The organism is Pseudomonas sp. BIOMIG1BAC (genome assembly GCF_001705995.2).
Classification (GTDB): Bacteria; Pseudomonadota; Gammaproteobacteria; order Pseudomonadales; family Pseudomonadaceae; genus Aquipseudomonas; species Aquipseudomonas sessilinigenes.
In genome coordinates, this window is sequence record NZ_CP049045.1 from 3,330,344 (window position 1) to 3,345,515 (window position 15,172).

At 63.3% G+C, this 15,172-nt stretch carries 14 protein-coding genes and 1 pseudogene; 3 read left to right on the top strand and 12 right to left on the bottom strand.

The genetic code is table 11. The features are described 5' to 3' along the window. Nucleotides 1–7: 7 nt before the first annotated feature. The 8 genes from ATY02_RS15825 to ATY02_RS15860 form a co-directional block, all read right to left on the bottom strand. Nucleotides 8–1,432, bottom strand: coding sequence for a gamma-aminobutyraldehyde dehydrogenase (locus ATY02_RS15825; RefSeq protein WP_068589285.1), 1,425 nt, complete (start codon nt 1,430–1,432; stop codon nt 8–10). 111 nt (nt 1,433–1,543) lie between these two features. Next, the gene (locus ATY02_RS15830) at nt 1,544–2,875 is read right to left on the bottom strand and encodes an APC family permease (protein WP_068589282.1); all 1,332 of its coding nucleotides are present in this window, start codon (nt 2,873–2,875) and stop codon (nt 1,544–1,546) included. A 12-nt stretch (nt 2,876–2,887) separates the two neighbouring features. Next, nucleotides 2,888–4,045, bottom strand: a complete 1,158-nt coding sequence (locus ATY02_RS15835) for an iron-containing alcohol dehydrogenase (RefSeq protein ID WP_068589279.1) — start codon at nt 4,043–4,045, stop codon at nt 2,888–2,890. Nucleotides 4,046–4,312: 267 nt separating this feature from the next. Beyond that, nucleotides 4,313–5,968, bottom strand: a complete 1,656-nt coding sequence (locus tag ATY02_RS15840) for a long-chain-fatty-acid--CoA ligase (protein WP_068589275.1) — start codon at nt 5,966–5,968, stop codon at nt 4,313–4,315. 94 nt (nt 5,969–6,062) lie between these two features. Further along, nucleotides 6,063–6,830, bottom strand: coding sequence for an SDR family NAD(P)-dependent oxidoreductase (locus ATY02_RS15845; protein ID WP_068589271.1), 768 nt, complete (start codon nt 6,828–6,830; stop codon nt 6,063–6,065). Then, on the bottom strand, nt 6,830–8,002 hold the full coding sequence (locus tag ATY02_RS15850; RefSeq protein WP_068589269.1) for an acyl-CoA dehydrogenase family protein: 1,173 nt from the start codon (nt 8,000–8,002) through the stop codon (nt 6,830–6,832). The genes ATY02_RS15845 and ATY02_RS15850 overlap by 1 nt, the downstream gene beginning before the upstream one ends. A gap of 50 nt (nt 8,003–8,052) precedes the next feature. Beyond that, nucleotides 8,053–8,409 (bottom strand): DUF6285 domain-containing protein, encoded by a 357-nt coding sequence (locus tag ATY02_RS15855; protein WP_068589265.1) that lies wholly within the window; start codon nt 8,407–8,409, stop codon nt 8,053–8,055. Then, nucleotides 8,406–9,464, bottom strand: coding sequence for a phosphotransferase family protein (locus ATY02_RS15860; RefSeq protein WP_068589262.1), 1,059 nt, complete (start codon nt 9,462–9,464; stop codon nt 8,406–8,408). The genes ATY02_RS15855 and ATY02_RS15860 overlap by 4 nt, the downstream gene beginning before the upstream one ends. Nucleotides 9,465–9,664: 200 nt before the next feature. On the opposite strand from ATY02_RS15860, the gene ATY02_RS15865 reads away from it, so the two are divergent. Further along, entirely contained in the window at nt 9,665–11,617 is a 1,953-nt protein-coding gene (locus tag ATY02_RS15865) for a sigma-54-dependent Fis family transcriptional regulator (RefSeq protein ID WP_164823677.1), read from the top strand. A gap of 154 nt (nt 11,618–11,771) precedes the next feature. Here ATY02_RS15865 and ATY02_RS15870 read toward each other — a convergent pair whose 3' ends face one another. Next, nucleotides 11,772–11,954, bottom strand: a complete 183-nt coding sequence (locus ATY02_RS15870) for a hypothetical protein (protein ID WP_068583067.1) — start codon at nt 11,952–11,954, stop codon at nt 11,772–11,774. Nucleotides 11,955–12,417: 463 nt separating this feature from the next. Further along, nucleotides 12,418–12,792: pseudogene (locus ATY02_RS36630) on the bottom strand (DNA-binding protein); the annotation flags it as partial. 93 nt (nt 12,793–12,885) lie between these two features. Between ATY02_RS36630 and ATY02_RS15880 the strand changes: the two are divergent. Next, nucleotides 12,886–14,052 carry a site-specific integrase gene (locus ATY02_RS15880; protein ID WP_083235686.1) on the top strand — a complete coding sequence of 389 codons (1,167 nt, stop codon included), beginning with the start codon at nt 12,886–12,888 and terminating at the stop codon, nt 14,050–14,052. Nucleotides 14,053–14,126: 74 nt separating this feature from the next. On the opposite strand, the gene ATY02_RS36075 is transcribed toward ATY02_RS15880, so the two are convergent. Both ATY02_RS36075 and ATY02_RS36080 read right to left on the bottom strand, forming a co-directional pair. Continuing rightward, complete coding sequence (locus tag ATY02_RS36075; RefSeq protein ID WP_068583070.1) at nt 14,127–14,615, bottom strand: hypothetical protein; 489 nt, start codon at nt 14,613–14,615, stop codon at nt 14,127–14,129. Then, the gene (locus tag ATY02_RS36080) at nt 14,612–14,887 is read right to left on the bottom strand and encodes a DUF6602 domain-containing protein (RefSeq protein ID WP_068583072.1); all 276 of its coding nucleotides are present in this window, start codon (nt 14,885–14,887) and stop codon (nt 14,612–14,614) included. The genes ATY02_RS36075 and ATY02_RS36080 overlap by 4 nt, the downstream gene beginning before the upstream one ends. Before the next feature lie 27 nt (nt 14,888–14,914). Between ATY02_RS36080 and ATY02_RS15890 the strand changes: the two genes are divergently transcribed. Beyond that, the gene (locus ATY02_RS15890) at nt 14,915–15,097 is read left to right on the top strand and encodes a hypothetical protein (RefSeq protein ID WP_068583074.1); all 183 of its coding nucleotides are present in this window, start codon (nt 14,915–14,917) and stop codon (nt 15,095–15,097) included. The last annotated feature ends 75 nt before the right edge of the window (nt 15,098–15,172 follow it).

Here is a 15,172-nt window from a genome sequence, read left to right on the forward strand (position 1 = left end):
GGGTCAGTCAGTGCTTGAACATCACATGCCGCACCAGGGTGTAGTCTTCTAGGCCGTACATGGACAGGTCCTTGCCGTATCCGGACAGCTTCACACCGCCATGGGGCATCTCGCTGACCAGCATGAAGTGGGTGTTGACCCAGGTGCAGCCGTACTGCAGGCGAGCGGCCAGCCGATGAGCCCGACCGATATCCGCGGTCCATACCGAAGACGCCAGGCCGTAGTCCGACTCATTGGCCCAGGCCAACGCCTGAGCTTCATCCTCGAACTCGGAAACCGTCACCACCGGGCCGAATATTTCACGACGCACCACCTCATCTTCCTGGGTCGCACCGGCCAACACCGTAGGCTCGAAGAAGAACCCGGCACCCGCTGCGCGCTGGCCGCCGGTCACCACCTCGATATGCGGCAGCTCCAGGGCACGCCTGACAAAGCCCTCGACACGCTCCAGGTGTTCTTGAGTGATCAGCGGGCCCATCTCGGTTGCCGGGTCGTCCTGCAGCCCCGTCTTGATGCTGGAGACTGCTTCCCCGAGCTTGCGCACGAACTGCGGGTACACCGCCTTCTGTACATAGATGCGACAAGCCGCAGTGCAGTCCTGCCCGACGTTGTAGAAACCGAAGGCGCGGATGCCCTCGACGGCGGCATCGATGTCGGCATCATCGAAGATCAGCACCGGTGCCTTGCCGCCCAGCTCCATATGCAGGCGCTTGACGCTGTCGGCCGTGCCTTCGATGATCCGGCTGCCGGTGCTGACCGAACCGGTCAGGGACACCATGCGCACCTGCGGGTGATGGGTCAGCGGCTCGCCCACCGAGGCACCGCGTCCGTGAAGGATATTGACGACGCCAGCGGGGAAGATTTCGGCGAGCAGTTCTCCCAGCTTCAGGCTGGTCAGTGGCGTCTGTTCCGAGGGCTTGAGCACCACGGTATTCCCCGCAGCCAGTGCCGGGCCGAGCTTCCAGGCCGCCATCATCAACGGGTAGTTCCACGGTGCGATGGAGGCCACCACGCCCACCGGATCGCGGCGGATCATCGAGGTGTGGCCCGGCAGGTACTCGCCTGCCGCCGAACCCTGCAGGCAGCGAACCGCACCTGCGAAGAAGCGGAATACGTCGGAGACGGCCGGAAGTTCGTCTTGCAGCACCGCGTTGAACGGCTTGCCGCAGTTGTCCGACTCCAAGCGCGCGAATTCCTGCGCGTGGGCATCGATGCTGTCGGCCAGCTTGAGCAGCAAGGCCGCACGGTCTTTGGGGGGTGTTTGCGACCAGCCGGCAAAAGCGGCGCTGGCACTTTGCACCGCTGCATCGACCTGGGCGCGACTGGCCTCGCGGGTTTGCACCAGCACCTGGCCCAGGGATGGGTTGTACACGGCCAGGCTTTCACCTTCGCCGACCACCAGAGCGCCATTGATCAAAAGTTTGGTTTGCATATCCATTCTCACTATTGAACGGCAAGGCCAGTGGCTGGCCTTGGGTTGATTGATGGTGGGTTCGATGGCAGCGCAGTCCGCAATGCTGCAACTGCGCCATCCACCCGTTCTCTAGGCCAGGGCATCCGGTACGGGGCTGCGGAAAAAGCTGGTGCGACACGCCAGGTAAACCACGCCCACGCCGAGCCAGATGCACCCCATGATCAACGCGTCCTTATCCAGGCTGACCAACATCCAGCCTGTGGTGATCGCACCGATGATCGGCAAGATCACACCGCGAAGAAGCCCGGCGCCGTCCTTGACTGCTGCATCGAAGGTCAGCCGCAGGGCACACAGGTTCACCGCGGTAAAGGCGACGAAAGCCCCGAAGTTCACCAGGGACGTTGCGGTGGCAATCGTCAGCGCGAAACCTACGGTGCCGAAAGCACCGGAAAGCAGGATGTTGAACACCGGTGTCCGGTAGCGAGGGTGCAAGACGCCGAAGAACTTGCGTGGCAGCTGGTTATCCCGACCGAGGGCATACAGCAGTCGGCCCACACTGGCCTGGAACGACAGCCCTGCGGCGAAGTGGGCGATGATGATGCCCGCCAATACCACCGCGAAGAACAGATCCCCGCCGATCATCCGGGCGATCTCGAACGCCGCGCCGTCCACGTTCGCAAACGCCATGGCGGGATGTGCCAGGTACATGAAGTACGAGGAGCCGACGTACAGCACGCCGCCGATCAGGGCGACCAGCAGGATGGCCCACGGAATCGTCCGGCTCGGGTCCCTGGTTTCCTCGCTCAAGGTGGACAGCGCGTCGAAGCCCAGGAAGGAATAGGCGGCAATCGCGGCGCCGGCCATGGTCGTGGTAAAGGGTACGTCCTGATTGAAGAACGGCTTGACCGACAGCAGTCCGCCAGGGCCATTGGCGGCGACGATGTAGTGCCAGCAAAGACTGATGAATACGGCAATGATCGCCAGCTGGATCACCATCAACAGAATGTTGAACCGGTTCGCCACCTGGATGCCCAGCACATTCAGCACCGTGCTGAAGACAATGAACCCAAGGATCCAGACCCACTGCGGCACATCGACAAAGGCCATGCTCAGGTAGCTGGCCCCCAGCAACCAGATCAGCATCGGGATGAAAAAGTAGTCAAGCAAGGCCGCCCAGCCCACCATGAAGCCGAGATTCGGACTCAACATCTTGCGGGTGTAGGTGTAGGCCGAGCCGGCTGCCGGGAACACCTTGACCAGGCGCCCGTAGCTCAACGCAGTGACAATCACGCCGATCGAGGCTATGGCATAGGACAAGGCCGTGGTGTTGCCGCTGGCTTGGGAAATCACGCCATAGGTGCCAAAGACGATCAATGGCGCCAGGAACGCCAATCCGAAGAGCAGAACGGAAAACGGGCCCAGGGTGCGCTTCAACGAGGCGCCGGAGTGTGCTTCGCTCATGATCGACACTCCTCAACCGGCAAAGTCGTAAGCGGCAGTGATGATTGCGTGATAGGTCTCCACGCTCATTTCCTTGGCATTGTTGGCATCCGAGAAATTCTTCTTCGACTTGTCGGCGATTGTCAGGAAGTCTTCTTCACGCACCCCTTTCACCTCGGCAAAGCGAGGAATGCCCAGGGTCTTGCTCATCTGGAACAGGTAGTCGACAGCCGCTTTGGCGGCATTGGCGGGCGAGAGGTTGGGGTCGATGCCGAGCGCGTAGGCGACCTGGGCATGGCGCAGAACATCTGCATCCAGGTTGTGGCCGAATACGAAGGGCAGGAAGATCGCATTGCCCACGCCGTGCGGCGTGTCGTACATGCCGCCTATGGCCTCGGAAATACAGTGCACGCTGCCAACGTCGGCATTGCCGAATGCCATGCCGGCAATCAGGCTGGCCACCAGCATCTGCTCGCGGGCTTGCAGGTTGTCCGGCTCCTGGACGGCCGGCTGCAGGTACTGGCTGATCAGGCGGATGGCATGCAGGGCCAGGCCGTCGCTGATCGGATTCGACACGCGGCAGGTGTAGGCCTCGATGGCGTGAGTCAGGGCGTCCATACCGGTCGCAGCCGCGATCGACGGCGGCAGCGTGTTGGTGATGTGCGAGTCGAGCAGGGCCAGTACCGGGCCGATCCGATAGTCCAGCAGGTTCATCTTGAAGTGGCGCGCGGTATCGGTGATCACCGAGAAGCACGTCACCTCGCTACCGGTGCCCGCGGTGGTAGGGATCGCCACGATGGGCAGCACCCAGTGCTGGAGCTTGAAGGAGCCCTCGTAGTCTTCGATCCGGCCCTCGTGGGTCAGGAGCACACTCAAGGCCTTGGCGGCGTCCATCGCGCTGCCTCCGCCGATGGCCAGCAGGCCATCGATGCCTTTTCCCCGGTAGGCCTCGGCCTGGTGATTGATGTCTTCGCTGCGAGGGTTGGCCTTGACGTCCGAGATCTCCTCGAAGGCGATGCCCGACTGGTCCAGGCTGGCATAGATGCTGGTCAACAACCCTGCGGCTTTGACCCCGGCATCCGTGACGATCAGGATGCGCTCCAGACCGAGTTCACGCAGGTGCTCGCCAGTGCGCTCGCGCAGGCCAGGTTCCATGACGACTTTGGTGGGGAGTAGGAATTGGAATTTCATACAGACCTCTTGCCGGTAAGGCTCAGTTTTTGTCGTTTTTAAAGGTTCTCGGCAGCAACAGCGGTGGGCCATGCAGCTAGCCCAAGCCCCCAGCGATAGCAGCGCTGGGGGCACGTCCTGGGTGATGTCTGCGGCCCGTCAACGCAGACCGGGCAGCCGTTGCACCGCTCACCAAAAGGCATCCGGCTGCTTCTGTGCAACGGCTTGAACATGAACCACTTCGGACGACGTACTTGTTGTTATTCAATGTGCAGGGGTGACGCATCATCAGGGTTCGGCGTCAGCGGTCGTGGCCTCCTGTCGGGCCTGCTCGCGCAGGACGAATTTCTGGATCTTGCCGGTGGCCGTCTTGGGCAGCGCCATCAGCGACACATGTCGGGGGGCCTTGAAGTGCGCCAGATGCTCGCGGCACCAGCGGATCAGGTCATCGCCACTGGTGCTGGCCAGGGCGTCTTCGCGCAGGGTGACGAACGCCTGCGGGGTTTCGCCCCAGCGCGCATCGGGGCGTGCCACCACGGCGGCCTCGACCACCGCGGGGTGCAGGTAGAGCACTTCCTCGATTTCCAGCGAGCTGATGTTCTCGCCGCCGGAAATGATGATGTCCTTGGCCCGGTCCTTGATTTCCACATAGCCGTCCGGGTGCAGCACGGCCAGGTCGCCGGTGTGCAGCCAGCCGTCGGCCAGAGCGCTGCGCGTGGCCTCCGGGTTATGCAGGTAGCCCTTCATCACGGTGTTGCCGCGCACCACCAGCTCGCCCAGGGTGGCGCCATCGGCCGGGACCGCACGGCCCGTGTCCAGGTCCAGCACGCTGGCCTCCTCGAGCATCGGGTGGGCCACGCCCTGGCGGCTCATGAAGCGAGCGCGGGCTTCCAGGGGCAGCTCGTCGATACCCGGTTGCCACAGGCACAGGGTGCTGGGGCCGTAGCTTTCGGTCATGCCGTAGGCATGGGTGATGCTGAAGCCCCGCGCCTCCATCGCGGCGATCACCGCGCTGGGTGGCGCGGCACCACCGGTGATCACCGACACGCTCGCCGCCTTGGGCGCAGTGCCGCCATGCTCGGCGTGGATCAGCATCGACATCACCACCGGTGCCGCGCTCAGGTGGGTCACCGCATGCTCGGCGATGGCCCCGTGGATAGCTTCGGCTTGCACCTTGCGCAGACACACATGCGTGCCACCGGACAAGGTCACCGCCCAGGTGTGGCTCCAGCCATTGCAGTGGAACATCGGCAAGGTCCATAGGTAGACGCTGCGTGGGCCGAGCTGGAAGATCAGCGCCCCGGCACAGGCATTGAGGTAGGCCCCGCGGTGATGCAGGACCACGCCCTTGGGATCGCCGGTGGTGCCAGAGGTGTAGTTGATGGCGATCGATTGCCACTCGTTCTGCGGCGCACTCAGCGGCCGACCGGGGTCGCCCTGGGCCAGGAACGCTTCATAGTCTAGGTCGTGGGCCAGGTCGGCCGATTCGGCCTGATCATCGTCGATCCCCACCAGCAATGGCGGCGACTCGAGCATGGCCAGTACCTGGTGGACCACCGCGCCGAACTCGCGATCGCAGATCAGCACCTTGGCCGCGCAATGACGCAGGATGAAGGCGATGCTGCGCGCCTCCAGGCGGATATTGATGCACACCAGCACGGCCCCGGCGCCCGGCACGCCATAGTGCGCCTCGAGCATCTCGGGAATGTTCGGCGCCAGGATCGCCACCCGCTCTCCCGGCTGCACCCCCACCTGCTCCAGGGCACTGGCCAGGGCGCGGCTGCGCTGGTGCAACTGGCGGTAGCTGTAACGGCGCGCACCGTAGACCACGGCATCGCGCTGCGGGTACACCTGCGCGGCGCGCTTGAGGAACGACAGCGGCGACAGTGGCACATGGTTGGCTTGGTTGGGGGCAAGCTCGTGCTCGAAGGTCGAGGTCATCATGACCGCCACTCCATCGAGACATTGCCCAGGCATCGCACACACATACACACCTCCTGACCGTTGCGGGTTCTTGTTGTCCTGGCGCCCGGGCGCCTCACAGGCTGCTGCACAGGTGGCCAGCGTCGACCACGATCTCGGCGCCGCTCATGCCACGGCCGGCATCGCTGGCGAGCAGCAGCAAGGCACCGTCCAGGTCTTGCGGCTGGCTGAAGCGCCGGCCGGGAATGCGCGAGCGCAGCCTGTCCCCGGCCTCGCTGGCGAGGAACGCCTGGTTCAAATCGGTGATCACGTACCCCGGCGCCAGGGCGTTCACGCGGATGCCGTGACGCGCCAGTTCCAGCGCCATGGCGCGAGTCAAATGGGCCAGGCCGGCCTTGGCCGCAAGGTAAGGCGCAACGGCGCCCGCCACCCGGCTGGCGAGGATCGAGGTGACATTGATCAGGCTGCCGCCCTGCCCCGCGGCGATCATCCGCCGGGCGCTTTCCTGGGCCACGATCCAGGCGCCCTTGAGGTTGGTGTCGAGCACCCGGTCCCAGTCTTGATCGTTGCAATCCAGCAAGGGCTGGCTATCACTCACCCCGGCGTTGTTCACCAGCACATCCAGCGGGCCGGCAGCGTCCAGCACCCGGCAGACATCGTCGCGGCTGGTCACCTCGAGGGCGAAGGCGCGGGCGCTGCCGCCGGCCACCTCGATCTCCTCCACCAGGGTCTGCAGCGGCTGCGGGCGCCTGGCGGTCACCAGCACTTCGGCGCCGGCGGCGGCCAGGGTCATCGCAAAGTGACGGCCAAGGCCGCTGGAGGCCCCGGTCACCAGGGCTCGGCGCCCATCAAGGGCGAACATTCGGGCAAGCAGCGGCTGCATCAGTGGGCCCCCAGGCGCTGGTCGAGGATTTTCTTCGCCAGGCTCATGCGGTGCACTTCGCTCGGGCCGTCGTAGATACGGAACGGGCGAATGTCGCGGAAGATGCGTTCCACCACGGTCTCACCGGTCACGCCACGCCCGCCCAGCACCTGCACGCTACGATCCACCACCCGCCATAGCGCCTCGGCGCTGATCACCTTGGCCATGCTCGAATCCACATTGGCCCGCTGCCCCTGATCGAGCACCCAGGCGCAATGCCACACCGCCAGGCGTACCAGGTGCAGGTCCATCTGGTTGTCGGCCAGCATGAAACCCACGCCCTGGTGCTCGCCCAACGGCTTGCCGAAGGCGTCGCGAGTGCGCGCATAGTCGCAGGCAATATCGTGGGCGCGGCGCGCGGCCCCGAGCCAGCGCATGCAGTGCGTCAGGCGTGCCGGCGCCAGGCGCACCTGGGCATAGCGGAAGCCCTTGCCGATTTCCCCCAGCACATCGCTCGCCGGCAGCCGCAGGTTGTCGAAGCGCAACTGCCCGTGGCCACCGGTGAAACAACTGTCCAGGGAGTCCAGTTGCCGCTCGTGGATGATCCCGTCGCGCTGCATGTCGGACAGGAACATGGTTGCCGTGCCGTCCTCCATGCGCGCCATGATGATGACGAACCCGGCGCCCTGGGCCCCGGTGATCAGCCATTTGTGGCCATTGATCAGGTAGTCGTCGCCATCGCGGGTGGCAGTGGTGCGCAGCATCGAGGGATCGGAGCCCGAACCCGGGGCCGGTTCGGTCATGGCGAAACAGGAGCGCACATGCCCCTGGACCAGTGGCCTCAGCCAGCGATCCTTCTGTGCTTCGGTGGCCACCACGTCCATCAGGTGGATGTTGCCCTCGTCCGGGGCGTGGATGTTCAGGGCAACCGGGCCCAGTGGGGAATATCCGGCTTCCTCGAAGACTATAGCCTTGGCCACATGACTCAGGCCCAACCCGCCCATTTCGCGGCTGGCGTGGGGGGTCAGCAGGCCGGCAGCCCGGGCGCGGGCCAGCAGCTCCTGGCGCAGGGCGTCGCTAGGACCGTGGGCATCCTGACGGCAGTCGTTCTCGAACGGAATGACCTGTTCAGCGATGAAATCGCGGGTTTTGGCCTGCAATGCAAGCAGCTCGTCCGGCAGGGTGAAATTCATGTTTGTCCTTCTTTCTTCAGTCGGTCCGGGGAAAAGGTACGGGGCGGCGCTCAGGGCACGGCCTTGGGGTTGCTGATCGCCAGTCGGGCGACAGTCACCTGGCGCAGCGCCTTGACCAGGGCGAGCTGCTGATGCGTTGCATCGTGGCGGCCCTGGCGAATCTCTTGGGCGAGTTGCCGTCGGGTGTCGGGCAACGACGACCCAGCCCCCTCGATCAGGCCCCCCAGCAGTTCTTGTTCCTGACTGCAGACGCGGGCTTGCAGGCGACTTTCACGGTCCGCAATGGCCATGGCATTGGCGATCATCAGCGCCGAGTAGCGCAATTCAGTGGACAGCGCAGGCAGCAGTTGCTTGAGCAAGGTCTGGCGTGCGATCTCCAGAAGTTCATGAGCGTTCGGCTGGGTCATGGCGCTTCTCCGCCGGTCAGATTGAGGATGTCGAGCTCCAGTTCTGGCAACAGGCGGGCGGTCAGCGCCAGTTCGAGGGACGGTTCTTCGCCGGACAGGTGGCGCTGCCCCTGCTGCAGGGCGATCACTGCCCAGCGGAGGGTTGCCATGACCTGCCAGTAATGCAGTTGGCTGCGCTCGATGCGCAATGACGAGACCTCGTGGTACCCGCGCAGGAAATCCTCCAGCAGGCCGATACCGCCCGCCTCGAGATCCGGACGGGTGAAACGCCAGCAGCGGGCGGTGAACCAGCCAAGGTCCTCGCAAGGATCGCCCCAGCCGCTGAATTCCCAGTCGAGCACCGCTTCTAGGCCCTGCTCGCTGGCCATGTAGTTGCCCGTGCGGTAATCGCGATGCAGCAGGCACTGGTCGTTGCTGGATGGCGCGTGCAGTTCACACCAGCGCAGGCCCCACTCCAGGGCTGGGTAAGCTTCGGCCAGGGTGTCGAGGTAGCGGCGATAGGCACTGATGGTATTCAGGGCCGGTGCACGGTCCGGCATGGGCAGGAAATCCAGCGCTGCGCACGGTGGACGGATTTGATGCAGGCGCGCCAGGTTGGCCCCCAGTTGCGCCGCTAGCCGCGCCTGGCCGCGGGCGCCGGCTCCTGCGCTGAGCAGGCGTCCTGCAGCCACCCCCGAAACGAACTCCATGAGGAAGAACACCCGTCCGTGAACACTCGGGTCACGGCACAGCCAGAGCGGCCGCGGTACTTTTCCCCCGGCCTGGTGGACCACCTGCAACACGGCAAATTCCTGTTCGCGATCGAGGCTCGCCGGCAGCGCGGAAAGCGCATCGCTGCGCAGTACCCAGTGTCGGGTACCAGCCCATGGGCCGCCTTCGATCTGCAGTTCGAGCAGCCAGTTTTCCTGGATCGCGCCACCGCTCAGGCGCTTGCGGGCATCGATGACCACTCGCGTGGCGGCGGCATGCTCGCGGATGAAGTCGACCAGGCGCTGATCGTCGGTCGGGCTTGCGGGCGCGTTGCCAGTGGTGGGTCTCATAGGGGAACTGCTCATGGATCGATGGTCCCTGCCTTCAGTTTTGAATTAGCAGGTCAGCAGGAGCAATGCCTGTGCCAACTCTTCGCTGATCGCCCGCAAGCCACGCCAATCCTGGCGTCTGCTGTCTCAGTGAGAAGCGATGCAACAGCGCCGCGTTTCATACTTGAAAGAAATACTGCACTATCGAGGCATTTCATTTATGAACAGGTCTAGTCATGCACTCCCCCGCCTCCCAGGTCGTCGTGCTCATCAGCCACCTGCAACGTCCCCGGCAACGCAGCCGCCTTGCCCTGGTGGTGGCCGGGCTCGCCGCGGACTACCCTCACACCCATATCGAAGTGCTCGACACCTCGGTGTCCGAAGCGTTGCAGACCGCCCGCGAGCTGGAACAGCGCGGTGACGCCGACGTGTTCGTCTGCGCCGGCGCCACCGCTGCCTACCTGCGCAAGCACCTAGCACGACCGGTGCTGTCCATGCAGGTGGGCGGCGCTGACCTGCTGCGTGCGCTGGGGCACGCCCGGGAGCACTCCTCGCAAGTGGCCTTGCTCAGCTACAGCAGCATCAATCACGACCTACAGGCGATGAATGCACTGTTCACCGTGCCGGTTCACCAGGCCGCCTACAACTCCCTGGAAGAAGCCCGCCAGGCAGTCGAACAGGCCGCCCGGCTGGGCTATCTCAGCATAATAGGGTCGTCGACGGTGGTGGAGCTGGCGGAACAGGCAGGGCTGTATGGGGTGCTGTCGCTCAGTGAGGACACAGTACGCAAGGCGCTCGAGGAGGCCCTGGGCATCCTCGATAGCCAGCGCGTAGAGATCGCCAAGCGCCGCCATTTGAACGCCGTGCTGCAACACATTCCCACTGGCGTGGCGGCGGTCGATAACCAGGGCCTGGTGCAATCCCTGAATCCGGCCCTGGCGCACCTGCTGGAGCTGCCAGCCAGTGCAGCCCTGGGCCGGCCACTGCAGCAGCTGTGCCCGGAGCTGGACTTGCAACAGGCATTGCTGGATGGCAGCGGCGAAGAAAACCGGGTGATCCGTCTCGGCTCCCATGCGGTGGTTAGCAATTTGCTGCCGATCCTCGAAAACGGCGAGCGTACTGGCCTGGTCTTGACCTGCCAGGACATCACCGCCGTACAGCGGGCGGACCAGCGCATCCGCTCCACCCGCCGCCCGGGTGCATTCACCGCCCGCTACCGGCTTGAGCAACTCAGCGGCAACAGCCGCTCCAGCCGCGAACTGCTGCAGATGGCCAAGCGTTTCGCCGCCAGCCACTCGACCATCCTGATCACCGGCGAAAGCGGCACCGGCAAGGAGTTGTTGGCCCAGGGCATCCATAACGAGAGCCCTCGCCAGCAGGGGCCTTTCGTCGGCATCAACTGCGCGGCGTTTCCCGAGTCGCTATTGGAAAGCGAACTGTTCGGCTACGAGGAAGGCGCCTTCAGCGGCTCGCGCAAGGGCGGCAAGCCCGGACTGCTCGAAGCGGCCCACCGCGGCACGCTGTTTCTCGATGAAATCGGCGATATGCCCGTATCGTTGCAAACCCGCCTACTGCGAGTGCTGCAGGAGCGAGAGGTGCTGCGCCTGGGTGGCACCGAGCCGACTTCCATCGATGTACGGATCATCGCAGCAACTCACCAGGACCTGCACGCCGCCATGAATGATGGAGATTTTCGCAGCGACCTGTATTACCGGCTTAACATCCTACGGCTGCAGACCACCCCGCTGCGCGAGCGACCAGAGGATATTGCCCTGATCTGCCGGGGCATTAGCCAGCGCCTGCTGGTCCAGGGCCAGCCGCCGGGGGCAGCTGAGATACCGGCCGCCCTGCTGCCGTACCTGACCCGCTATGCCTGGCCAGGCAACGTCCGGGAACTGGAGAACGTGATCGAGAGGGCGATGCTCTCGGCCCGCGAACTGCTAAGCGAGCAGGGGCTGGATGAGTATTACCTGATCCGCGTGCTGCCCGAACTGTGCGAAGGCTCCCCTCTGCCACAGGTACGGAAAAAGTCGCCACGGGATACGGATCTGCACCGCGTTGGTAAGGCCGCGCAATTACGTCACGTACAAGAGACGCTTGAAAGCTGTCAGGGCAACCTCGACGAAGCGGCACATCGCCTGGGCATCAGCCGGACCACATTGTGGCGCCGGCTGCGCTCCGAGCGTTGAATACATAATAAGCATACACAAGGCAGCCCTTTACTCCGCACTCTTCAACTGTATCGCGCTGAAACAGCAGTGCACGCGAGCAGCAGCTTCGCCAAATGCTTGTCAGCGCCGCTCGGATCTTTGCGTTGCTTAAGTTGTTCCAGCCTACCTATTGCTACGGCATTTTTTGATTGTCACTTCCCCAACCTTCGGCATGGCCGATCGCCAGGTTTTCTCGGTTTCTCTTGGTATTGATCGCCAATGCCAAGCGCTCGGAAAATGCGGTCCGACCCAGCAGATCATCTTGCTGTAGCGTGATCGGTCGGTTATCGACGAACTGTAAATTGTCGTTCGTCATTGATTGCCTCCCTGAATAGCCTGCTCAACCTACACGAAGTAACGTACCCGCAACGAGCCTATCAAGGGTGCTGACGCCGTTTGTTGTACAGGGTTTCCGCAGCAGCACTAATTGCGCCTTCTGGTTCTCCGCGCACGCACGGTGTGTCAAGGCAGTTTCGCTGCGTTTCTGCCGGCTTATCTTGGTCCAGTCGATCTTGCAGCGCGTAGAACTGATCGCCAGCCTGCACTGCAGCGAGGCGTGCCTGGTCCAGTTGGTCAGATAGCATCAGCGTTTGTGCCAAGTAGGCCTTTACTCTCGTCCCGGGCCTTATCAATCTCACGATACATCCTTTCTTCGAGATCTGGGTGTAGCGCTGCTGCTCGCTACGCACATGCTCGGACTGTGCAAGGCTTCCCTGCCACTGCTGACGAACCTAGATAAATTGTGCATGCGCCTCGTCACGTTACGCCGGCAGACCGCAGCGCTGCCTGCACAGGTCGTCGATTTGCACCTGATATTGAGTTAGCAAGTGCTCCAGATTGGCCAGGCCGGCATCCAGTGCGCCTAGCGCCTCGCGCTCTTATGTCAGTACTTGGCGCTGACCGGCTAACGCCTGCTCCGTGACGCTCTGGGCCAGGGTGACGGCCCGCTGCTAGATGGTCAAAAAGGCCTGCGCCACCTCCCTCGGCAGATCGGGCAGCCGTGTCTCACCACGCAAGCGCCCGGCCAACTGTTGCCATCATTGATCCAGCAACGCACCAACCCGCGCCGGACTACCCCGTCCGAGCTGCAAGTGCACCCGCTCCACCGTCGACCGCTCGCCGCGAGCCAATACAGCATCCGCGGGGGCAAACACGTCAGTTCCGGCACCCTACTGCCATGGCCCGTCTCCAGCTATATTAGATCTGATAAGCAAAGGTTATCCGAACCTATTGCAGCGGTGAGCGAAATGAAATTGACAGAGCCGGTGAAGATCCCCTCCTCTCAGTTGTTGGTGCTGGCGGAGTTGACCGACAGCACCCGCGCCGCGGCCGAGGCATTCATTGCGGCCGGCACCGCAACCAATACTGTGCGCAGTTACCAGAGTGCCCTCACCTACTGGTCGGCCTGGCTGCGGCTGCGCTACGGACACGTGCTGGGCGATGCGCCACTCCCCGCGACCGTGGCCGTGCAGTTCGTCCTTGATCATTTGGCCCGGCCGTTGGCCGACGGTACCTGGGCGCACCTGCTGCCGCCGGCGATCGACGTGGCGCTGGTGACCGCCCGGGTCAAGGGCGGACTGGGGGCGCTGGCCTTCAATACCGTCAGTCACCGCCTTTCGGTGCTCGGCAAATGGCATCGGCTCAACGGCTGGGCCAATCCGTGCGAAGAACCGGCGCTGAAGACCTTGCTCCGCGACGCGCGCAAGGCGCAATCGCGCCAGGGTGTGACGGTGCGCAAGAAAACCGCGATCGTGCTGGAGCCGTTGCAGGCGCTACTCGCCACTTGCACCGACGGCGTGCGCGGGGTACGTGATCGCGCTCTCCTCCTGCTGGCATGGAGTGGCGGTGGCCGTCGGCGGTCCGAGGTGGTCGGCCTGCAGGTCGGCGACGTGCGCCAACTGGATGCTGACACCTGGCTGTACGCTCTCGGCACCACCAAGACAGACACCGGCGGGGTGCACCGTGAGAAGCCGCTGCGCGGCCCAGCAGCGCAGGCCCTCGCTGCCTGGCTGGTGGCGGCACCTGCTGACAGTGGCCCGCTGTTCCGCCGGCTTTACAAAGGTGACAAGGTCGGCACTACAGCGCTGTCAGCGGACCAAGTCGCACGCATTGTCCAGCGCCGAGCGCAACTGGCGGGTCTCGACGGCGATTGGGCGGCGCACAGTTTAAGGTCGGGGTTTATAACCGAGGCCGGGCGCCAGGGCGTGCCGCTCGGCGAAGTGATGGCCATGACTGAACATCGCAGTGTCACCACGGTGATGGGTTACTTTCAGGCAGGCTCCCTGCTCGACAGTCGGGCCAGTCAGCTCCTCGGACCGACACCGATAGCGAGCGAAGCTGCGCCAGAACCAGCAGCCGGGTCAAAGGGGGCGAGCGTCTTCTGCGCGTCAGCCATGACGAACGCGGGAGACTGAGGCGGTTGCGTCGCTGATCGATAGGTCTGGTGGAGAGATAAAGCCACTTAGGCAGAGGCTGCGTACACCTGAAGTTACATGGGGAACAAGTCGATGGCAAAAATGCTTTTGCTGGGAGTACTGCTGTGGTAAGCCGCTCGCGGCACCAGCGAATTCGCTGGTAGGCTACAGGTGAGGTGTCGTTCGACGGAGGCATAGACTGAGAGGAAAAACCGCTCCAACGCATTGATCGCGGTGCCTTCATGATCCTCGTAGAAGTACGACAGATAGCCCATACCATCGCGATCGTGGATGACCATGCCTTTCTGCAAATGGTAGGAGTGGTCCAGACCGGTGATTTCGTCCGGGAGGAGCTGGAAAGTATCGTGATCGAACTCCTGATAGCTCTCTGGGTGCCGAAATGAGTGAAAGTGCTTGCTGACAGTCCCCAACGTCGGAGCGTTGAACATGAACAAGTATGTCCTCGCCGCGAGTCGCAGGTTTTGGAAACTCTGGAAATAGTGAATGACCTCATGAAACCCGGCCCGGTTGATCGAGGTTTTTACTTCGATAATGGCAATCACCGCCTCCGCCGGCCCCCCCCTACTCGATAGAACGGGGCATATCGGTGCGAGTCGTAAATCAGAATGTCGCACTGCTTGGATAAACCGCCCACGCTGTCGATGATGAAGCCCTGCTCCACACTGACCGCCCCCGGCAGGTGGTCTTTGAGGAACTGGCGAAGCACCGCTTCGGCCAGTGCGCTAGTGGTCGGTTTGTGGCGGGTGATGTACACCTTGGCCTGGGCGATCTTGCTGTACAGTTCCTGACTCGCATGATCAAAGTAGTGACTCATGCCTTCTCCCTTTAAAGGTAAGCCGCAATGCTGATGGCTGCCGCCGGCCAAGCCCCATCGATTGTCGGTATGACGCACCATCTCGACAAGACGCCGCCGCGCTGGCAGTTGAACACCCGCAGCGGTTCACCCTGCAGCACCAACGCAGTGGCCTCCAAAAAATTACTAATGTACCAGTGCATCGTTGCTTATCGCTTGAAAATGACGTGACAGCGGGCTGCTTGCACGTTGCGTGATTTCTTCCGTTTGCTAGGCTGGAAACAGATCTCCGTCAGGCGCAACGGA